General features: G+C 60.0%; 18 protein-coding genes. 9 read left to right on the forward strand and 9 right to left on the reverse strand.

Going from position 1 to position 21103, the window contains the following annotated elements; all coding sequences use genetic code 11:
• Positions 1–66 precede the first annotated feature (66 nt).
• The 3 genes from AB7M22_RS28420 to AB7M22_RS28430 all read right to left on the reverse strand — a co-directional run bounded on the left by AB7M22_RS28420 (position 67) and on the right by AB7M22_RS28430 (position 4231).
• Positions 67–2415: an FdhF/YdeP family oxidoreductase gene (locus AB7M22_RS28420; RefSeq protein ID WP_454188484.1), complete on the reverse strand. Its 2349-nt coding sequence runs from the start codon at positions 2413–2415 to the stop codon at positions 67–69.
• On the reverse strand, positions 2412–3251 hold the full coding sequence (gene fdhD, locus AB7M22_RS28425; protein ID WP_008005229.1) for a formate dehydrogenase accessory sulfurtransferase FdhD: 840 nt from the start codon (positions 3249–3251) through the stop codon (positions 2412–2414). The genes AB7M22_RS28420 and fdhD overlap by 4 nt, the downstream gene beginning before the upstream one ends.
• A 92-nt stretch (positions 3252–3343) precedes the next feature.
• Positions 3344–4231 (reverse strand): LysR family transcriptional regulator, encoded by an 888-nt coding sequence (locus tag AB7M22_RS28430; RefSeq protein WP_007895225.1) that lies wholly within the window; start codon positions 4229–4231, stop codon positions 3344–3346.
• A gap of 137 nt (positions 4232–4368) precedes the next feature.
• On the opposite strand from AB7M22_RS28430, the gene lysM reads away from it, so the two are divergent.
• Positions 4369–4809, forward strand: coding sequence for a peptidoglycan-binding protein LysM (gene lysM, locus AB7M22_RS28435; protein ID WP_008005230.1), 441 nt, complete (start codon positions 4369–4371; stop codon positions 4807–4809).
• Between the two features lie 127 nt (positions 4810–4936).
• Here lysM and yrfG read toward each other — a convergent pair whose 3' ends face one another.
• Positions 4937–5599: a GMP/IMP nucleotidase gene (gene yrfG, locus AB7M22_RS28440; protein ID WP_008005231.1), complete on the reverse strand. Its 663-nt coding sequence runs from the start codon at positions 5597–5599 to the stop codon at positions 4937–4939.
• 88 nt (positions 5600–5687) lie between these two features.
• On the opposite strand from yrfG, the gene nudE reads away from it, so the two are divergent.
• Together nudE and cysQ are read left to right on the forward strand one after the other, a co-directional pair.
• Positions 5688–6254, forward strand: a complete 567-nt coding sequence (nudE, locus tag AB7M22_RS28445; protein ID WP_454188485.1) for an ADP compounds hydrolase NudE — start codon at positions 5688–5690, stop codon at positions 6252–6254.
• On the forward strand, positions 6251–7084 hold the full coding sequence (gene cysQ, locus AB7M22_RS28450; protein ID WP_454188486.1) for a 3'(2'),5'-bisphosphate nucleotidase CysQ: 834 nt from the start codon (positions 6251–6253) through the stop codon (positions 7082–7084). The genes nudE and cysQ overlap by 4 nt, the downstream gene beginning before the upstream one ends.
• A gap of 104 nt (positions 7085–7188) precedes the next feature.
• On the opposite strand, the gene AB7M22_RS28455 is transcribed toward cysQ, so the two are convergent.
• From AB7M22_RS28455 to rfbC, 4 genes are all read right to left on the reverse strand, one after another.
• Complete coding sequence (locus AB7M22_RS28455; protein WP_454188487.1) at positions 7189–7647, reverse strand: YiiD C-terminal domain-containing protein; 459 nt, start codon at positions 7645–7647, stop codon at positions 7189–7191.
• 40 nt (positions 7648–7687) lie between these two features.
• Complete coding sequence (locus tag AB7M22_RS28460) at positions 7688–9082, reverse strand: sigma-54-dependent transcriptional regulator (RefSeq protein ID WP_454188488.1); 1395 nt, start codon at positions 9080–9082, stop codon at positions 7688–7690.
• Positions 9079–10887, reverse strand: a complete 1809-nt coding sequence (locus AB7M22_RS28465) for a sensor histidine kinase (RefSeq protein ID WP_454188489.1) — start codon at positions 10885–10887, stop codon at positions 9079–9081. Before AB7M22_RS28465 ends, AB7M22_RS28460 begins: the two co-directional genes overlap by 4 nt.
• A gap of 106 nt (positions 10888–10993) precedes the next feature.
• Positions 10994–11539: a dTDP-4-dehydrorhamnose 3,5-epimerase gene (rfbC, locus tag AB7M22_RS28470; RefSeq protein WP_454188490.1), complete on the reverse strand. Its 546-nt coding sequence runs from the start codon at positions 11537–11539 to the stop codon at positions 10994–10996.
• Between the two features lie 179 nt (positions 11540–11718).
• Between rfbC and AB7M22_RS28475 the strand changes: the two genes are divergently transcribed.
• The 4 genes from AB7M22_RS28475 to AB7M22_RS28490 all read left to right on the forward strand — a co-directional run bounded on the left by AB7M22_RS28475 (position 11719) and on the right by AB7M22_RS28490 (position 17392).
• Positions 11719–14631 carry an aminotransferase gene (locus AB7M22_RS28475; RefSeq protein ID WP_454188491.1) on the forward strand — a complete coding sequence of 971 codons (2913 nt, stop codon included), beginning with the start codon at positions 11719–11721 and terminating at the stop codon, positions 14629–14631.
• A gap of 314 nt (positions 14632–14945) precedes the next feature.
• Positions 14946–15824 (forward strand): N-carbamoylputrescine amidase, encoded by an 879-nt coding sequence (aguB, locus tag AB7M22_RS28480; RefSeq protein WP_007895250.1) that lies wholly within the window; start codon positions 14946–14948, stop codon positions 15822–15824.
• Between the two features lie 3 nt (positions 15825–15827).
• Positions 15828–16934, forward strand: a complete 1107-nt coding sequence (aguA, locus tag AB7M22_RS28485) for an agmatine deiminase (RefSeq protein WP_454188492.1) — start codon at positions 15828–15830, stop codon at positions 16932–16934.
• Positions 16935–17179: 245 nt separating this feature from the next.
• On the forward strand, positions 17180–17392 hold the full coding sequence (locus AB7M22_RS28490) for a hypothetical protein (RefSeq protein ID WP_007895252.1): 213 nt from the start codon (positions 17180–17182) through the stop codon (positions 17390–17392).
• Between the two features lie 192 nt (positions 17393–17584).
• On the opposite strand, the gene AB7M22_RS28495 is transcribed toward AB7M22_RS28490, so the two are convergent.
• Positions 17585–19678 (reverse strand): TonB-dependent receptor, encoded by a 2094-nt coding sequence (locus AB7M22_RS28495; protein WP_454188493.1) that lies wholly within the window; start codon positions 19676–19678, stop codon positions 17585–17587.
• A gap of 254 nt (positions 19679–19932) precedes the next feature.
• On the opposite strand from AB7M22_RS28495, the gene AB7M22_RS28500 reads away from it, so the two are divergent.
• Complete coding sequence (locus AB7M22_RS28500; RefSeq protein ID WP_454188494.1) at positions 19933–20604, forward strand: DsbA family protein; 672 nt, start codon at positions 19933–19935, stop codon at positions 20602–20604.
• Positions 20605–20622: 18 nt separating this feature from the next.
• Positions 20623–21018, forward strand: coding sequence for a nuclear transport factor 2 family protein (locus AB7M22_RS28505; RefSeq protein ID WP_008005248.1), 396 nt, complete (start codon positions 20623–20625; stop codon positions 21016–21018).
• Positions 21019–21103: the final 85 nt, after the last annotated feature.

Raw genomic sequence — 21103 nt, forward strand, 5'->3', positions numbered from 1 at the left:
TCGTTCACCGACTCTAAAACTGTAGGAGCGAGGCTTGCCCGCGAAGAGGCCAGACCTGCTGCCGCGTCAAGCCGACTTGGCCATGATCAACCCAGTCTCACTCGCCGCCTCCAACCGAATCGCCACAAACTTCGACGTCGGCGTATGGCTGCCATCCCCGGTGCTTTCCAGCGGCACCAGCGGGTTCACTTCCGGATAGTAAGCGGCCGCTTGCCCGGCAGGAATATCAAACGCCAGCAACGTGAAACCCTTCACCCGACGCTCACGGCCATCATCCCAGATCGACACGATGTCAGCCTTCTGTCCTGGCTTGAACCCCAGGCGAATGATGTCGGCTTCATTGACGAACATTACATTCCGCTGACCTTTCACCCCGCGATAACGGTCATCAAGACCATAAATCGTGGTGTTGTACTGATCGTGGGAGCGCATCGACTGCATGATCAGGTCCGGCAGTACGCCGGTGGCGCGAGTGCGTTCGTGCACCAGGTCTTTGGGCAGAATGTTCGCACGGAAATTGGCCCGCCCCGACGGGGTATTCCAGCGACGTGCGCCAGCGCTGTTGCCCAGGTAGAAACCACCCGGGTTCTGGATTTTCTCGTTGAAGTCCCGGAAGCCCGGAATGGTGTCGGCGATCAGGTCGCGAATACGGCTGTAATCGGCCACCAGCCAGTTCCAGTCCACCGGTTTGCTGCCCAGGGTCGCGGCGGCGATGCCGGCGATGATTGCAGGCTCCGAGCGCATCTGGTTCGACAGCGGCTGCAGCTGACCGTTGGAGGCGTGGACCATGCTGAACGAGTCTTCCACGGTTACCGCTTGAGCGCCTTCAGTCTGGATATCGATGTCGGTACGGCCCAGGCACGGCAGGATCAGCGCGTCTTTACCATGGGCCAAATGGCTGCGGTTGAGCTTGGTGCTGATCTGCACGGTCAGGTCGCAGTTGTTCAAGGCCTGGAAGGTCCGTGGGCTGTCCGGGGTGGCTTGGGCGAAGTTGCCGCCCAGGCCGATGAAGACTTTTGATCGGCCGTCGGCCATGGCGTGAATCGCCTCGACCACGTTGTGGCCGTTTTCACGCGGCACTTTGAATTGGAAGCGACGCTCCAGAGAATCGAGGAACGCCACTGGCGGACGTTCGTTGATGCCCATCGTTCGGTCGCCCTGCACATTGCTGTGACCGCGCACCGGGCACAGACCTGCACCCGGCCGACCGATGTTGCCGCGCAGCAGCATCAGGTTGGCGATTTCCTGGATGGTCGCCACTGAATGACGATGCTGGGTAATGCCCATGGCCCAGCACATGATCACGTTCTTGCCTTTGGCGTACATGCGCGCCGCTTGCTCGATCTCCACCAGGGTCAGACCGGACTGCTCGACGATCTGCTCCCATGGGGTATCGTCGATGACGCCCATGTACTCCAGCACGTTGACCGCATGTTCATTGAGGAAGTCGTGATCGAACACCGCCGGGGCGCCGGTCTTCTGCGCATCGCGTTCCCATTGCAGCAGGAACTTCGCCATGCCGCGCAGCACCGCCATGTCGCCGCCCAGTGCCGGGCGGAAGTAGGCGGTGTTGGTCGGCTTGTCGCCGTTGGTGAGCATTTCCAACGGGTGTTGCGGGTGCTGGAAGCGTTCCAGGCCGCGTTCTTTCAGCGGGTTGACGCACACTACCTGAGCGCCGCGTTTCACTGCTTCGCGCAGAGGTTCGAGCATCCTCGGGTGGTTGGTGCCGGGGTTCTGGCCCCAGACAAAAATCGCATCGGCGTGTTCGAAGTCATCGAAGGTCACGGTGCCTTTGCCAACGCCGACACTTTGCGCCAGCGCCACACCGCTGGCTTCGTGGCACATGTTCGAGCAGTCGGGAAAATTGTTGGTGCCGAAGGCGCGCACGAACAGCTGATAGAGGTACGCCGCTTCGTTGCTGGCGCGGCCCGAGGTGTAGAACTCGGCTTGATCCGGGCTCGACAGCCCCTGCAAATGTTTGCCGATCAGCGCGAAGGCGTCATCCCAGCTGATGGGTTTGTAGCGGTCGGTCTCGGCGTCGTAGCTCATCGGCTCGGTCAGGCGGCCCTGATATTCAAGCCAGTAGTCGCTCTGCTCCAGCAGCGAGCTGACGCTGTGTTTGGCGAAAAACGCAGCGTCGACACGGCGTTTGGTCGCTTCCCAATTCACCGCTTTGGCGCCGTTCTCGCAAAACATCACCATGCCCTTTTCCGGAGAATCGCCCCAGGCGCAACCTGGGCAGTCGAAGCCGCCGTTCTGGTTGGTCTTGAGCATTATGCGGAGGTTTTTCAGCGCGTTATCGCTGGTCAACCAGGCCTGGGCGACGCTGATCAGCGCGCCCCAGCCACCGGCTGGGCCTTTGTAGGGCTTGTAGCGGGGGACGGGTTTCTGGTCGGCTTGACGATGTTGACTCACGCTTGATTCTCCGTCGCGGGGCTGTAGACCCGCGGCGCACTTTTCTGCGGCAGGTGGATGAGGTTGAGGTTGTGTCGACGGGCCCATTGCACGGCAAGGCTCGTGGGCGACGACAGGCTGACCAGGGTCTGGATGCCGGCGCGTAAAACTTTCTGGATCAATTCAAGGCTGCAACGACTGGTGACAATCGCCAGGCCGCCAGTGGTCGGGATTTTCTGGCGGATCAACCCGCCGATCAGCTTGTCGAGGGCGTTGTGTCGACCGATATCTTCGCGGCCCAGCAGCAATTCGCCATTGCCGTTCATGAACACTGCGGCATGCACCGCGCCGCAATGTTGGCCCAGCGGCTGGAATTCGCCGATGCGTTGGCGCAGGCCGTCCAGCCATTCGGCCGGGGGCAGCGGGGCGCCAGGCAATACTTTGAGGTCGGGCAGCGCTTGCTCCACCGCTTCCACGCCACAGAGCCCGCAACCGCTGGTGCCAGCCAGTTGCCGACGCTGCTGCTTGAGGTTCCAGAAGGCGCGATTGGCGATGGTCACTTGCGCGTATTGCGCCGAACCTGTGCCACTGAGTTGCAGGTCGTAGATATCTGAAGCGTCTTCGATGATGCCGCTGCCGAGGCTGAAGCCGACGATGAAGTCTTCAAGATCCGTTGGCGTCACCAACATGACCGCCTGGCTGATGCCGTTATAGGCAATTGCCAACGCGACTTCCTCGGCCAGCGCGGTGCTGGCCGATTCGGTGTATTCAAGGTTGCAGTAACTGTACGTCTGGCTTGCGGCGGTCGCGGGCGTTTCAACGGCAGGCGCCGCGCGGGCAGGGCGCTTGGCGTTCATGGGCTCACCAACAGTTTGGTCAGCTTTAAGACTAGGCGTGTCAACTTGTCGCGTCTAATTGCTATTACTGATCTGCCGATAGATGGGGTCGATCAAGAGTCTGTCGGTGATTGTTGATAGATCGCGAAACAGGCTTCTGCGAGCGCCGAACGTGGAGCACTGCGACGCATGATCAGCCCCAGCCGGGCGAGGGTCTGGGCGCTTTCGATGGGTTGGAGGCGCAAATGATCGGTGAGATTTTCAAGACCACCATCCAGCGGCATCACGGCGCAACACAGGCCGCCGTGTACTGCTTGTAACAATTGGTGGACTGAATCGGTTTGCAGCAACGGTTGGGGGGCCAACCCACGACTGTGGAAGTTATGGTCGATGGACTGGCGAAAATGCATGCCGCTGGTGAGCATGCCCAGCGGCAGTTCAATCAACGATTTCCAGCTTAAGGGCGCGTCGCCGAAACTGAAGAAACGCTGATCGTAAAGCAATCCCATGCGGGTTTCGCTGAAGGCCAGGGAGTCGAAACGCTCACCGTCCAGACGCTCCAGGTACGACACGCCGAGGTCTAGACGGTTGTTCGCCAGCTGTTCGAGGATCTGCTCGGAACTCAGGGCCGAGAGTTCGAAGCGCAGGTTCGGGTGCTCGGCGTGCAGGCGATGCATCAGCGGTACCGGGTCGAAACTCGACAGCGGCACCACGCCCAGGCGTAACGTACCCACGAGGTTGCCGCGACAGGCTGCCGCTTCGGCCTGCAAACCGTCGTAGGCCGCCAGCACCGTACGTGCCCACGCCAGCACACGCTCGCCCGGCGCGGTGAAACCTTCGAAGCGCTGGCCACGGTTGACCAGCGGCAGTTCGAGTTCTTCTTCGAGGCTGCGCAGGCGCATGGACAGGGTCGGTTGGGTGATGTGACAACGCGCGGCGGCCTGACCGAAGTGCCGGGTTTCGTCGAGAGCGATGAGGAATTTGAGCTGCTTGATGTCCATCTTCGCTCCAGGGCGCGGGCAAGGTTTGCGATTCTACCGCCTGCGCGGGGTTGGGTCATTGGTCGGCTAGGAACCGGGCTTCGCAAGGCTGGTCTAGTCTTTGGCGTCTGGAACCTAAACCCCAAGGAGAATGCACCATGAGTATTTTTAGCTTTGTGAAAGAAGCAGGCGAAAAACTTATTGATCTGCTGACACCTGGCAATGCGAATGCCAGTGAGCAGTTGAAGGAACACATCAGCAAGGTCGGCCTGGGTAATCCGAATGTTCAGGCGACAATCGAGGGCGACAAAGTCATCGTCACCGGTGAAGTGGCGAGTCAGGAAGAGAAGGAAAAGATTCTGTTGGCCGTGGGCAATATTGCCGGTGTCGGTAGCGTGGATGACCAGATCACGGTGACCGGGCCGGTGGCGAAGGCCGCTCGCTTCGTTACGGTGAAAAAGGGCGACACCCTCAGCGCGATTTCCAAGGCCGAATACGGCGACGCGAACAAGTACAACAAAATCTTCGAGGCCAACAAACCAATGCTGTCGCACCCGGACAAGATCTATCCGGGGCAGGTGTTGCGGATTCCTGAGTAAGGCTTGAGACCGTGTGATGGCTATCGCGGGCAAGCCACGCTCCCACAGGTTTTGTGTCGTATGCACTCTACGCGAACGACACAAAACCTGTGGGAGCGTGGCTTGCCCGCGATGCAGGCGACTCGGTCTAAAGCCCTGCGATGAGCTCCCGATAATCCCCCACTGCCGCAAACTCGGCCGTGTCCTTCGGCCCTTTGCGGCTGTCTGGCTCGCTCACGGCCAGCAGGTGCGCCACGCCAAAATTGCGCGCACTGCGCAGAATCGGCAACGTATCGTCGATAAACAGACTGCGCGCCGGATCGAAGCCGATGTCGGCCTGCAAGGCATCCCAGAACTGTGGGTTTTCCTTGGGGAAACCGTAATCGTGAGAGCTGATCAAGCGCTCGAAATACGGCGCCAGTTCAATTCGCTCCAGCTTCAATGACAGCGAGTCGCGGTGGGCGTTGGTGATCAGTACCACGCGTTTGCCGGCCCGTTTGATCGCGGCTAGAAAAGTGTCTGCATCCGGACGCAGGGCGATCAGGTGCGCGGTTTCCAGTTTCAGTTCGCGCACCGACAGCTTCAGCTCGGCGCTCCAGAAATCCAGGCAGTACCACTGCAACTGACCGGCATTGCGCTCGAACAGCGGCTGCAACTCCAGCTCCGCCATGGCCCGGCTCACCCCGTGCAGCTCGGCATAACGCTGGGGCAGGTGCTCCATCCAGAAATGGTTGTCGTAGTACAGATCCAGCAGCGTGCCGTCCATATCCAGCAAAACGGTATCGATGTCATGCCAGGGCAGCAGGGACATAAAACTTCTCCAGCGGTAAAAAAGATATCCGGGATAAACAATCAGGATAGGCCGGGTATAGTAACCCGCTTACGCCAAGGAGCCTCTCATGCGCCAGAAACCCACCGTACTCGCTCGCGAGATCGTCGCCACCAGCCGTTTGTTCTGCGTCGAAGAGCTGAAATTGCGCTTTTCCAATGGCGTGGAGCGTACTTACGAGCGTCTGGTCGGCAAAGGCACTGGTCATGGCGCGGTGATGATCGTGGCGATGCTCGACGCGGAGCACGCGGTATTGGTGGAGGAATACTGCGGCGGCACCGATGCCTATGAGTTGTCCCTGCCCAAAGGTTTGATCGAGCCGGGCGAAGACGTGTTGGCGGCGGCCGAGCGCGAACTCATGGAAGAGGCCGGGTATGGCGCGCGGCAGCTGGAACATCTGACTGAGTTGTCGTTGTCACCCGGCTACATGAGCCAGAAGATCCAGGTGGTGCTGGCCACCGACCTGTACGAAGAACGCCTGGAAGGTGATGAGCCTGAGCCGATGGGGGTGGACAAAATCAACCTGCGTGAATTGTCAGCCCTGGCGCAAAACCCGCGATTCACTGAGGGCCGTGCCTTGGCGGCGCTGTATCTGGCCCGTGACCTACTGACTCAACGTGGGGTGTTTTTGCCGTGAACTTGAATTTTCCCCATCCGTTGATGGCGCCAGTCGTTGAACTGGCTTTGAAGGCTGGTGAGGCGATCCTGCCGTTCTGGCGCGTCAACGTTGCCGTGACTGCAAAGGCCGATGATTCCCCGGTCACCGCCGCCGACATGGCCGCTCATCATGTGATTCTGGCCGGGTTGACGGCGCTGGACCCGAGCATTCCGGTGCTGTCCGAAGAGGACGCCAATATTCCCCAGAGCGTGCGCGCCGGGTGGCAGCGCTGGTGGCTGGTCGATCCGTTGGACGGGACCAAGGAGTTTATTTCCGGCAGCGAAGAGTTCACCGTCAACATTGCGCTGATCGAGCAGGGGCGGGTGGTGTTTGGTGTGGTGTCGATGCCGACCAACGGGCGCTTTTATGTCGGCGGTGCCGGGTTGGGTGCCTGGCGTGGCGATAAAGGTGGCGAGCCATTGCCGATTCAGGTTCGCGAGGTTCCGACTGCGGGCGCAGCCTTCACGGTGGTTGCCAGTCGTCGGCATTCGAGCCCTGAGCAGGAGCGGTTACTCGCGGGGTTGAGTGACAGTTTGGGTGAGCTGCAACTGGCGAATATCGGCAGTTCGCTGAAGTTTTGCCTACTGGCGGAAGGGGCGGCGGATTGTTATCCGCGGTTGGCGCCGACTTCGCAGTGGGACACGGCGGCCGCGCAAGGCGTGCTGGAAGGTGCGGGAGGTGAAGTGTTGGATTTGAGCGGTGAGCCGTTCTGCTATCCGGCGCGGGAGTCGCTGCTGAATGAGTTTTTCCTGGCGCTGCCAGCCAAGGCGGCTTGGCGGGAGAAATTGTTGGCTTTGGCTCGCAACTAAGATCGTTCCCATGCTCCGCGTGGGAATGCCTCTAGGGACGCTCCGCGTCCAGTGACGCGGAGCGTCACGGGCTGCATTCCCACGCAGAGCGTGGGAACGATCAGTCATCGGTGAAGGACATACTGCCCGGTAAACCGCACCGCATCCTCTTCACTCCCGGCATTCACAATCCGTGAATGCAGCGTCAACCGCGCCCGCCCGTACCGCTGATACATCGCCAGAAACTTCTTCCACACCGCCGCACTCGGCGCCCGGCAAATCGCCGTCGCATCTGTAGTGACCGGTAGCGGATAGCTGATCTGCCCTTCCTGAATCACGATGTGACCGTCTTCGATGATGCCTTCTTCACGCAAACGCAAATGCAGCCAGCCCCAGCCGGCCAGCACTGCGCCGCAATACAGGCTGCCACCGAACATGGTGCTCTTGTGATTGACGTTGGCCGCAAGCGGCAGGTGCAGGCGCAGTTGTTGATCGTGCCAGTCGAGCACTTTGAGGCCCATGTCCCGCGTGAGGGGGATGTCAGAATGGAGGATCGATTCCAGGTGACGACTGTCGCGGTTCATTCACGGGCCTTTTGTTTGAAGGGGATGATTTTACGGTAGCTCAATCAAGGTCGTCAGTGTGGCTGCCGGCGCCCGCATCGGCGAAGTTCAGACCATGCTTACGCAGTTTGTCATGCAAGGTTTTGCGCGGAATCCCGAGCGCTTCGGCGAGGCTGCGCACGGAGCTGTGCGAGCGCGCCAGTTCGGCGGCAATCAGGCTCTTCTCGAAGTTCTCCACTTGCTCGCTAAGGCCGCCGCTGACCACTTCAATCGTGCTGCCGACGCCGCCATCCGGCGTATTGTTGTCCAGCGCCAGTTCCAGACCCAGGGCAAAGCGTTCGGCGGCGTTCTGCAGTTCTCGCACGTTGCCTGGCCAGCTATGGCGCAGCAGCAGCGCCCGGTGTCCCGGTTGCAATTCGTGGGGTGGCAAACCGTGGCGGGCGCTGGCTTCATCAGCGAAATGCTGGAACAGCATCAGCGCATCTTCGCCCCGCTCGCGCAGCGGCGGAATGCGCAGCGGCGCGACGTTCAGGCGGTAATACAAGTCGGCACGGAAGCGGCCCTGGTCGGCGGATTGACGCAGGTCTTCCTTGGTCGCAGCGATAATGCGGATGTCCAGCGGAATCAGCTGGTTGCCGCCCAAGCGCTCGACGACCCGCTCTTGCAGCAAGCGCAGCAGTTTTACCTGCACGTCCAGGCTCATGCTTTCGATTTCATCGAGGAACAACGTGCCGCCATTGGCAAATTCGAACTTGCCGATACGACGCTTCTGCGCGCCGGTAAACGCACCAGGCTCGTGACCGAACAGCTCGCTTTCCACCACCGACTCGGCCAGGGCCCCGGCGTTGATCGCCACGAACGGACCGTTACGCCGACTCGACAGGTCGTGCAGCGCGCGGGCCACCACTTCCTTGCCCGCACCGGTTTCGCCGAGGATCAGCACGTCGGCCTTGGTCGCCGCCAAGGCACCGATCTGTTCACGCAGGCGCAGCATCGGCGCCGATTGCCCGACCAGTCGAGCGCTCAGTTCGTTGCGATCGCTCAGGGCCAGGCGCAGGCTGCGGTTGTCCAGCACCAGCCGGCGCAGGTCCAGGGCACGACGCACGCTGTCGAGCAGGGCGTCGCTGGCGAAAGGTTTTTCCAGAAAGTCATAGGCCCCGGCGCGCATGGCTTGTACCGCCAGCGGCACATCGCCGTGGCCGGTGATCAGCAGCACCGGCAGCTCCGGGTCCTGGGCGTGGAGTTCGGTCAGCAGTTCGAGACCGTCCATGCCCGGCATACGGATGTCACTGACCACCACGCCCGGCCAGTCACGCTCCAGTTGCCCGGCCAGGCCTTTGGCTTCAGCAAGCGGCAGGATCTTCAGGCCGGCCAGGTCCAGAGTCTGGCTCAGGGCTTGGCGCAGGTGGGGATCGTCGTCGATCAACACGACCTGGATGCGGTTGTCGATGGTCATGCACTTCGGTCCTCGGACGGTTGCAGGCTCACGCCCGGTGCGCCTGCGCGCAGCTTCAGGGTAATCAGGGCGCCGCCTTCCTTGTGGTTGGAGAACGACAGTTCACCACCAAAGGCGCGCATCAGGGTGTCGCAGATTGCCAGCCCCAAGCCAAGCCCCTGAGTGCGGGTCTTGGTGGTGTAGAAGGGCTCGCCGGCACGACCCAGCGCTTCCAGGCAGAACCCGGGGCCGTTGTCGCGAATGTACAGATTGACGCCGTCGGCGGTGGACTCGGCACTCAACCAGAGTTTACGCGGCGGGCCTTTTTCCGTCAGGGCATCGAGGGCATTGGCCAGCAGGTTGCCGAGTACCTGGCGCAGACGGGTTTCCCCGGCCTCGACCCATAGGGTGGCAGCCGGCAGGTCACGGATCAGCTCGACCTCCATACTGCGCCGACGCTTGGCCAGTAACGCCAGCGCGTCGTCCAGTGCCGGTTGCAGGGCAACACTTTCCGGGGCGTGGCGATCACGCCGGGCGAAGGCACGCAGGTGGGCGATGATCGAGGCCATGCGCCCGGTCAATTCGCTGATCAGCTTGAGGTTGCCGCGAGCATCCTCGGTGCGCTGATGATCGAGCAGCACTTCAGCGTTTTCCGCGTAGCTGCGGATTGCCGCCAGCGGTTGGTTGAGTTCATGGCTGATGCTCGCCGACATCGTCCCCAGCGCCGAGAGCTTGCCAGCCTGCACCAGGTCATCCTGAGCGCGCACCAATTCCTGCTGAGCGTGTTCGCGCTCCAGCACTTCCTGCTTCAGTCGGCGGTTGAGGCCTTCGAGGTCGCTGGTTCGTTCGGCGACCCGGCCCTCCAGTTCGTGACGGGCCTTGCCTTCGAAGGCGATCCGCTCCAGGTAATGGCGCCGGCGTTGCATCATCAGGCCGAGCAGCAGCATCAATACCAGCAGCGTTGCGCCGCCGATAGCCACGACTGTGCGTACCGGGCGGTCGATCAGGGTGCGCGGGGCAAGGATACTAACGCTCCAACCGGTTTCTTCGATCTGCCGGGTTTGGGTCAGCCAGGCGTTGGCGTCCAGATTCAACGGCTTGGGATCGCGGGTTGGGTAGGGTTGAATCGCGGTGATGGCCTCGCGCTCCGGGTCGCTCAATGGGCGGGTCGAGCGGAAACGCCACTCGGGCCGCGACGTGAGGATGACCACGCCATTGTGGTCGGTGACCAACAGTTGTTCCGGGGTTTTACCCCAGAGGCTTTCGGTATGGTCGAGGTCGACCTTGACCACCAATACACCGATGATTTTTTCGCGATCACGTATCGCCGCCGCGAAGAAGTAACCGCGTTTGGCGGAGGTGGTGCCCAGGCCGAAGAAGCGCCCCAGACGCCCGGCCATGGCTTCACTGAAATAAGGACGGAAGGAGAAATTGCGGCCGACAAAGCTGTCGTGTTTGTCCCAGTTGGAGGCCGCCAGGGTCTTGCCCGTGGTGTCCATCAGGTACATGACTTCGGCGCCGGTCTGGGCACTGATGTTTTTCAGCAGGCGATTGGCATTACCTTGAACCACACCCTCGTCGGGTGCAGCCAATGTCGCACGCAGAGCAGGCAGCTCGCCGAGAATCTGCGGCAATACTTCATACCTGTGCAGGGTGCCCAGCAGGTTGGCGACGTAGAGGTCGAGGGTCTGACGGTTCTGTCCGGCCAGTTCGCTGCGGTAGTAACGCTCGGCCAGATGCTCCAGCGGCCACAACAAGGGCGCCAGGCACAGCGCGAGCAGCGCCAGGCTACGCCAGCGGGGTCTGCGGGGGAGAGTCGGTGTCATGAGCATCAAGCGCCTGTGGGTACAGATGCATTATGCCTAGGCTTGCGGGCGCAGTCTGCGCACCTGGGATCAAGTGCGCGCTGGCGGTGAAGATTCACACAGGAATTCAGGAAAAGACTTCAGCGTCCTTGAAGAACGCGGCGCACTGATCCTTGGCGGACAGTTTCGGTGCTTCGTCCAGCTGCCAGTCGATGCCCAGGTCCGGATCGTCCCAGCGAATGCTGCGCTCAGCCGACGGAGTGTAGTAGTCGGTGGTTTTGTAGAGGAACTCGGCGAAATCACTCAACACCACGAAACCATGGGCAAAACCTTCCGGCACCCAGAGTTGGCGATGGTTGTCGGCGGACAGGCGTACCGCCACCCATTTGCCGAAATGCGGCGAGCTGCGGCGAATGTCCACCGCCACGTCCAGCACTTCACCAGCGGTGACGCGAACCAGTTTGCCCTGAGTATTCTCCAGCTGGTAATGCAAGCCGCGCAGAACGCCTTTTTGCGAGCGGGAATGGTTGTCCTGAACGAACCGGGTGTTCAGGCCGGTTGCCTCTTCGAAAGCCTTGGCGTTGAAGCTCTCATAAAAGAAACCGCGCTCGTCACCAAATACCTTGGGCTCGATGATCAGAACACCGGGCAGGTCGGTGGTGACTACATTCATGGTGCTTCCCCAGCAATAGGCGTGATGGCCGACATTCTTACGTAAAGTGGCGGCGGGTGCGAGTGGGGCGGTGAAGAGAGTTGCGCGGGCATTTGATTCGCGCCAACCAGGAAGGGGGTTGCGTATCGCCCGAAGCAGTGGCGATATAAGCGCCAAATAAAATTTTCAGGGGTCGTTGTATGCCGCTCGCCACGTTGATTCACCGCGCCAGTTTGCCCAGCCCACACGTGTCTGTGACGCAAGCACTAGAGCTGCTGGAGGAGCATTACGGGTTGAGCGGGCGGTTGCAGACGCTTGGAAGCCAGCAGGATCTCAACTACCGGGTCGACAGTGATCAGGGGCGTTTTGTCCTGAAAATCTGCCGTGGCGATTATTCGGCGCTGGAGCTGCAAGCCCAGCACGCAGGGCTCAAGCAGCTGGCGGAACATCCCGACGTGCAGGTGCCGCGAGTTATCCCTGCCAAAAACGGTGCAGACCTTCTTTCTCTGGAAGTCGGGGGGCAGGCGGTGCACGTGCGCCTGCTTGATTACATCGACGGCCAATCCCTGACGCATCTCGATCATCTAAGCCATTCAGTGGTTGCCGGTTTCGGTCGGCTCTGCGGCGAAATGGACCTGGCACTGGCCGGTTTCGATCATCCGGGCCTTGAGCGCACCCTGCAATGGGACGCCCGCCACGCCAACGCGTTAATCGCGCATTTGCTGCCGGTGATCAAGGATGAGCGGCAACGAGCGTTGATTGCTGAAGCCGCCGAACAGGCCGAGCGCCATTTGCAGCCCTTGGTGGACAAGCTGCCGGTGCAGGCGATTCACATGGACATCACCGACGACAACGTAGTCTGGCAGCGAGATTCGCAGCGGCAATGGCAGTTGCAGGGCGTCATCGATTTCGGCGATCTGGTTCGAACCTGGCGGATCACCGATCTGTCGGTGACCTGCGCCGCGCTGCTGCACCATGCCGATGGCGATCCGTTCTGCATTTTGCCGGCGGTTCGGGCTTATCACGCGGTCAATCCGTTGCAGCATGAAGAATTGCTGGCGCTCTGGCCGCTGATCGTTGCGCGTTCGGCGGTGCTGGTGCTGAGTGGGGAGCAGCAGGTCAGCGTCGATCCGGGCAATGAGTACAGTCGCGACAACCTGACCCATGAGTGGGAAATTTTCCGTGTTGCCACATCGGTGCCGTTGGCGTTGATGGAGGCGGCGATTCTTACCGCGGTCGGTCAAAGCCTGCCGAGCATCGGCAGTGAAGGCTTCGCGCCATTGTTGCCGAGTCTGGTGGGGCGTGAATTTGCGTTGATCGATCTGGGCGTGCTCAGTCCGCATTTCGAGGCGGGTAACTGGGAGCAGCAAGGGATCGATCTGCGTTTGTTGACGCAAGCTGCCGCGGCTCATGGTCTGGCGGCCAGTCGATATGGTCAGTATCGTTTGTCCCGCACCCGGCCGGACTGTGCCAGCGAACCGGATACTTTCCCGTTACACGTTGCATTGCGAGTGCCCGACGGCACGGCGGTCGAAGCGCCGTTTGCCGGGGTTATCCATATCGAAGGGGAGAACCTGCTGCAACTGGACGGCCCAGAGCTCAGTGTCCGATTGTGGGGTGTGGCCCCATCGGTACGCAGTAGCGCGGCGCTGGTCAAAGGCCAGGTACTGGGTTCGGTCAGCGGGCCGTTGATCGTGCAATTGTGTCGAAGCGCTCAGCTCGACGCGCCGTTGTTTTGCACACCTTCGCGCGCGGCAGCCTGGCAGGCATTGTGTCCTTCACCTGCCGTGTTGCTGGGCCTGGCCTGTGATGCAGAAGAAGAACTCGACCCGCAGACATTGCTGGCCCGCCGTGACGCGAGTTTCGCTCGCTCCCAGAAGCACTATTACGTCGACCCGCCGCGCATCGAGCGAGGCTGGCGCAATCACCTGATCGACATGCAGGGCCGTTCTTACCTCGACATGCTCAACAACGTCGCGGTTCTGGGGCATGGCCATCCGCGCATGGCTGCTGTCGCCAGCCGGCAGTGGTCGTTGCTCAACACCAACTCGCGTTTTCACTACGCGGCGATTGCCGAGTTTTCCGAGCGCTTGCTGAAGCTGGCACCTGAAAACATGGATCGCGTATTTCTGGTCAACAGCGGTACCGAGGCCAATGACCTGGCGATTCGCCTGGCTTGGGCCTATAGCGGCGGTCGCGACATGCTCAGCGTGCTGGAGGCGTATCACGGCTGGTCAGTGGCGGTGGATGCGGTTTCGACCTCGATTGCCGACAACCCCAAGGCCTTGAGCAGCCGTCCGGACTGGGTGCATCCGGTGACCGCGCCGAACACCTATCGCGGTGAGTTTCGTGGCGTCGACAGCGCACCGGACTACGTGCGCAGCGTCGAGCACAACCTGGCGAAAATCGCCGGGCAAAAGCGCCAATTGGCCGGTTTCATCTGCGAGCCGGTGTACGGCAATGCCGGCGGTATCTCGTTGCCGCCGGGCTATTTGAAGCAGGTTTATGCACTGGTCCGCGCTCAGGGCGGGGTGTGCATCGCCGACGAAGTGCAGGTCGGTTACGGCCGCATGGGCAAATTCTTCTGGGGCTTCGAAGAACAAGGCGTGGTGCCGGACATCATCACCATGGCCAAAGGCATGGGTAACGGCCAGCCGTTGGGCGCAGTCATTACCCGACGGGAAATTGCTGAAGCGCTGGAAGCCGAGGGTTACTTCTTCTCGTCGGCCGGTGGCAGCCCGGTCAGTTGCCGGATCGGCATGGCGGTGCTCGATGTGATGGAAGAAGAAAAGCTATGGGAAAACGCCCAGGTTGTGGGTGGGTATTTCAAGGAACGTCTTGAAGCGTTGATCGACCGACATCCGTTGGTGGGGGCGGTGCATGGTTCTGGTTTCTATCTGGGCGTGGAGTTGATCCGCAATCGAGAAACCCTGGAGCCCGCGACTGAAGAAACCACGGCGTTGTGCGATCGCCTTCGTGAGCTGGGGATCTTCATGCAGCCGACGGGTGATTACCTGAACATCCTCAAGATCAAACCGCCGATGGTTACCTCGCGTCAGAGCGTGGATTTCTTTGTCGACATGCTGTCGAAGGTGTTGGACGAAGGGTTGTAAGACTTGAGATCGCTTTCGCGGGCAAGCCTCGCTCCTACAGGTCCGTGTCGTGCGCATATTCCGCGAACGACATGAATCCGTAGGAGCGAGGCTTGCCCGCGAAAGCGTCATAAAGGCATGCATAAATATCGATTGTTATCGGCTTTTAGTGAGTTATTTTCGACAGAAAGAATATTTATAGCTTTAAAAGCCGATTTTTATCGGCTATAAAGTCGCCACTGCCCACGGTGTGGATGAACCACGCCCGGTGCTGCCTCTTTCTGTCATCGGTCGATGCCACCCTCGACCCTCAGCACTTGCCCAGGAGATGATTCATGAGCCGTATCGTTACCGTCGCCGCTACCCAGATGGCTTGTTCCTGGGACCTTGAAGCCAACATCGAGACCGCTGAAAAGCGGGTCCGTGAGGCTGCGGCGAAAGGCGCGCAAATCATCCTGATCCAGGAGTTGTTCGAGGCGCCGTACTTCTGTCAGAAACCGAACCCTGATTACCTGCAGCTGGCCACGACGGTCGAAGACAACGTCGCCATCAAGCATTTCCAGAAGGTCGCCAAAGAATTGCAGGTTGTTCTGCCAATCAGCTTCTACGAGCTGGCCGGACGCGCACGTTTCAATAGCATCGCGATCATCGATGCCGACGGCAGCAACCTCGGGATTTATCGTAAAAGCCATATCCCGGATGGTCCTGGCTACCACGAAAAGTACTACTTCAACCCGGGCGATACTGGCTTCAAAGTCTGGAATACCCGTTACGCGAAAATCGGCGTGGGCATCTGCTGGGATCAGTGGTTCCCTGAGTGCGCCCGCAGCATGGCGCTGCAAGGCGCGGAAATCCTGTTCTACCCGACCGCCATCGGCAGCGAGCCACACGACAAGACCATTTCGTCCCGCGACCATTGGCAGCGCGTGCAACAAGGCCATGCCGGTGCCAACCTGATGCCGCTGATTGCCAGCAACCGCATCGGCAACGAAGAGCAGGACGGTTACGACATTACCTTCTACGGCTCGTCGTTCATTGCCAACCAGTTTGGCGAGAAAGTCCAGGAGCTGAACGAAACAGAAGAAGGCATTCTGGTTCACAGCTTCGACCTCGATGAGCTGGAGCACATCCGCAGCGCATGGGGCTCGTTCCGTGACCGTCGTCCGAACTTGTACGGCGCGATCAAAACCCTCGACGGTTCCCTGGAGTCCTGAACCATGACCACTTTGAACAGCACCCCTCGCACCGACGGCTTTTACATGCCCGCCGAATGGGCACCACAGACCCAGACCTGGATGGTCTGGCCCGAGCGCCCGGACAACTGGCGCCTGGGCGGCAAACCGGCGCAAGCCGCGCATGTGGCGGTGGCCAAGGCCATCGCGCGTTTCGAACCGGTGACCGTGGCGGTTTCCGCCGGCCAGTACGAAAATGCTCGCGCCCGTCTCGACGTGCCGAATATTCGCGTGGTGGAGATGTCCAGCGATGACGCCTGGGTTCGGGATACTGGCCCGACGTTCGTCATCAACAACCGCGGCGAAGTCCGTGGTGTGGATTGGGATTTCAATGCCTGGGGCGGTTTCGACGGTGGTCTGTATTCGCCGTGGAACCGTGACTCGCAGGTGGCGGGCAAGATCCTCGAAATCGAGCGCAGCCCGCGCTACCGCACCGAAGGTTTTGTGCTCGAGGGCGGCTCGATCCATGTCGATGGCGAAGGCACACTGATCACCACCGAAGAATGCTTGCTCAACCGCAATCGCAATCCGCACATGAACCGTGCGCAAATCGAAGCGGTGCTCAGCGCCAATCTGGCTGTGGATAAGATCATTTGGCTGCCGGACGGTTTGTTCAACGACGAAACCGACGGCCATGTGGATAACTTCTGCTGCTACGTGCGTCCGGGCGAAGTACTGCTGGCCTGGACCGATGACCCGCAGGACCCGAACTACCCGCGCTGCCAGGCGGCAATGAACGTGCTGCAAAACAGCACCGATGCCAAAGGGCGCCCATTCACGGTGCACAAGATGCCGATTCCTGGGCCGCTGTACGCGACCGAAGACGAGTGTGCAGGCGTGGATCCGGTAGACGGCACTCAGGAACGCAATCCGACGGTTCGTCTGGCCGGCTCTTACGTGAACTTCCTGATCGTCAATGGCGGCATCATCGCGCCGAGCTTCGACGATCCGCTGGACGGTCCGGCCAAAGAGATTTTGCAGGCTTTGTTCCCGCAGCACGAAGTGGTCATGGTGCCGGGTCGCGAACTGTTACTGGGGGGCGGTAACATCCACTGCCTTACCCAACAACAACCCGCGCCGCACAAGGAGTGAGTGAGGTTGTAACAGCCTGAGTCGATTGAAGAAACGATTGAGCAACGATTTAGCCTCGTTATTTCACACAAAGCCCGCAGCCCGTCAGGACCGCGGGCTTTTTTGTATCCACTTGTCGACACTTCGAAAACATTGGCACAGCTCTTGTATCTTCGTTGGCGCAACATGGGGAGGGAGAGAACTTCGATGTTCTGTCATAAACCTTGGATAAGTTAGCCGCTCACAAACCAGGAGAGAGCGCTGAGATGAACGCCGAAATGAACGTCGTGAGCGAGCACGCAATGCATCCCCTGGCAGTTAACAGCGAATCGCTCCAGGTCTTGGCGCAGTGGTTGAAGTCCAATGGAACGCGTCAGATCAGGGAACCTGATCCGCGCCGGATGATGATCGAGCGCTACCCCGCTGGTTTATTCAGCGAGGCGGAACTGGAAGCACTGTGGGATGTGATGGAAGGATAAGAAGAAAAACAACGGATTGATAAAAGCGCTGCCGGGAAGGCGGCGCTTTTTTATGGGCGAAGGTTTTTTGTAATCACTGAAAATTAACTGTGGGAGCGAGCCTGCTCGCGATGGCAATTTTACAATCAACGAATATGTTGAATGTAATGGCCTCATCGCGAGCAGGCTCGCTCCCACAAGGTTTTGCAGTGGCTAGAAACTGTACGTACCGGTCACGACCAGGCTCCGTGGTGCGCCCGGCTGAATCTGCGCCGCACTGGTGGCCGACGAGTAATACTCGCGATCGGTGATGTTGTTCAGTGCCGCCCGCAAATCCCAATCCTTGTGCCGGAACCCGGCCAACGCATCCCAACGGCCATAACCTGGCAGCACGGTGGTGTTGAGGTTGTCGGCGTAGCGCTGACCCACCAGGGTCAAACCGGTTTCGGCGTACCAGCCCATTTCCGGTTTCCAGGTCAGGAACAGGCTGCCGTTGTGCTTGGCGACGTTGCTGATGCGTTTGCCTTCGAAGCCGTTGTTGTCCTTCTCCACCGTTGCGTCCTGCACGCCCACGCCACCGCGCACGTACCAGTTGCCAGCGATCTTGCCGGTACCGGTCAGCTCGATCCCGCGGGAGCGTTGCAGGCCGGTGAGCAAGGTCACGGTCGGATCGTTCGGGTCGCTGGTGCGACGGTTGGAGAGTTCCAGCTCGTAGATCGCCAGCGTAGTGCTCAGGCGATCGTCGAGCCAGTCGCTCTTCACGCCGATTTCCTTCTGCTTGGTCAGCTCGGGACTCAGGTCGTTGCTGTTGCCGGCCGCGCCTGGCGTGATGCCGATCAAGCCGCCACCGACCGGGGAGAAAGTCTTGGTCCAGGACGCGTAGAAGGAGTGATTGTGCAGAGGCGTCCAGACCACACCTACACGCGGGCTGGTGCTGTGACTGTCGCGATCTTCGGAAATGTCCCGCAGCTTGTTGGTCGATTCGATATCAAAGGTGTCATAACGCAAGCCGGCTAGCAGTTGCCATTGATCGTTCAGGCGCAGTTGATCCTGCACGTACACCGCACGGCTTTCGACTTCGGTGTGGGTGCTGCTCGACACCTGCATCCGCCCGGTATGGCGCAAGTCGCGATTCGGGTTGTACAGATCCAGCGCCGGTACCGGCGAACTACCACGCCCGAAGGTTGCTGCGTTATATAAAGTAGGATCGCGCCGTTGGCTGCCGATCTCGATACCGGTCAGCAGACGATGCTCCAGGCCGAACGTGTCGAAGCCGCCTTCCAGTTCGAGGTTGTTATAGACGTTGCGGGTGGTCAGGTCCTGCTGCCAGTGCTGGCGCGTGACCTTGTTGGTCGCGGGGGTATAGCCCGTCAGGTAGGTGTTGTCGAAATCGCTGTCGAGCTTGAATACACCCAGGGTATGGCGCAGCTGCCAGTTGTCGCTGAGTTCATAGCTGAGTTTCGAGCGTAGGGATTGCGACTTGTCGTCGATGAAATCGTGCTCGCTGCCGTAGGTCGTGTCCCTTCCTACGTCTGCCGGGCGCCCGTTGACACCGGGGATGCCGCGATCCGGCGTACGGTTGTAGCGGCTGTATTCGTACTGCACCAACCAGTTCAGGTCGGGCGTCAGTTGCCAGCTCATCGACGGTGCGAACAGTTGGCGATTGCCACTGACGCTATCGCGAAAACTGTTCTGGTCCATGTTGCCCATGTTCAGGCGCAGGCTGATGTTCTCGCTTGGATCGGTGCTGAGGTCGGCATACAGGCTGCGCAGATCGTCGCTGCCGCCTTGGGCCTCAATGGTCGAGCGGCGGCCGAACTCCGGCAACTTGCTGACCCGGTTGACGATCCCGCCCTGGCTGCCACGGCCATACAAAACAGCGGCCGGGCCTTTGAGGACTTCGATGCGTTCGATGTTGTGCAAGTCGCGCACGTACTGGCTGTCATCACGGATGCCATCGAGGTAGAAGTCGTTGCTGGCGTCGAAACCACGGATGCGCAGGCTGTCGAAGCGGGTATCGGCGCCACTGCTGACGTTGGGGATGCCGCTCAGTGCCGTGCCCAGATCGTTGGTGCCGTAATCCACGACGTTCGCGGTTTTCACCGAATCGATGGCCTGCGGCACGTAACGCACCGGTGTAGCCGTGCGAGTCGCAGTACTGGTTTCCTTTACGCGTGGATCGTCAACTTGCGCTTCGGCGCTGATCGAGGTTTCGGGTAAAACGGTCGTGGCAGCGCAGGTAAAACCTGCAGACAGGAAAGCAGAGAGCCCAAGGGTGATGGGCGTAAGGCGGGAGGGGGCAGGCATCTGAAGCGCATCCGGAAGGGTAGAAAAATTCGAGGGTGCGAATGGTAATGCTTGCTATTTACTTTCGTTAACTATTCTTGAACGGCTCACTTGTTTGATTGTTTCAAGTTATGTCGTGATTGGTACAAAGGTGCAACGGGGTCATTCGACCGATTCATGAAACAGACTGAAAGCCATTCCAGCGTTTTTCCGAAACTGTCTGGGGATTAATCTGCCGGCATTGAGTTTTCCTACTTTGTTGCCGGAGTCTTCCCATGATCCTTCACTACGTTTACGACCCATTGTGCGGTTGGTGCTACGGCGCCAAACCATTGGTGCATGCCGCCCAAGCGGTGTTGCCTGTCATCGCCCACGGTGGCGGCATGATGACCGGTGCAAGTCGCCAGACCGTTTCGCCACAACTGCGTAACTACGTGATGCCTCACGACCGACGCATCGCCGAGTACACCGGCCAGCCGTTTGGTGAGGCGTATTTTGAGGGTTTGCTGCGCGATGAGACGGCGGTGTTCGATTCCGCGCCGCCGATTGCCGCTGTGCTGGCAGCCGAGCAGATCGCTGGGCGCGGGCTAGTCTTGCTGGGGCGTTTGCAGACCGCTCATTACATGGAGGGTCGACGCATCGCTGACGAAGCCGTTCTGCTGGAACTCGCCACACAGACAGGCCTTGAACCTGAGGCGTTCCTACAAGCATTTAATGAAGCCGATACCGAGCGCCATATCAAGGACAGTCGCGCACTCTTGGCTAATGTTGGCGGTCAGGGTTTTCCGACTTTCGCACTGGAACAGGATGGTCAATTCACCCTGGTCGATATCGGCCCCTGGCTCGGCAAGCCGCAAGCGTTCGCTCAATGGTTGAGCCAGTCATTGGCGGCAAAAGAGTCTTCATCCGCGTTTCAAGCCTGTGGCCTCGACGGCTGCGCCCATTGAATTTCACCTGGAGTTACCATGGATAACCTGAGCCTGATAAAAAGCACCTACGAAGGCGCCAATTCCCAGGAGAATGCGCGCAACACCGCCGCGGCGCTGGCCGATGACGCTCGTTGGACCGAAGCGGCGGGTTTTCCATGCGCCGGTACCTACGTCGGTTTCGATGCCATCGTCGAAAACGTCTTCAAGCGTTTGGCCACTGAATGGGACGATTTTCAGTTCAAGGTCGAGAACTACGTCGCACAAGGCGACAAGGTGTTTGCCTACGGCAATTACAGCGGCATCTACAAAGCCACCGGCCGCCCGATGAATGCTCGGGTCGCCCACTTGTGGACCCTGGCTGACGGCAAAGTCACGCATTTCGAACAATTCGTCGACAGCCACACCGTGCAATTGGCTATCGCTGACAAGTGATTTCTTAGACGATTTTCGCCTATTTACAGACGATTCATGAAATTGACACCTTATTAAGGGCGCGGATAGGATGCGCCCCACGCCT

It is taken from the genome of Pseudomonas sp. ADAK2 TE3594 (genome assembly GCF_053628675.1).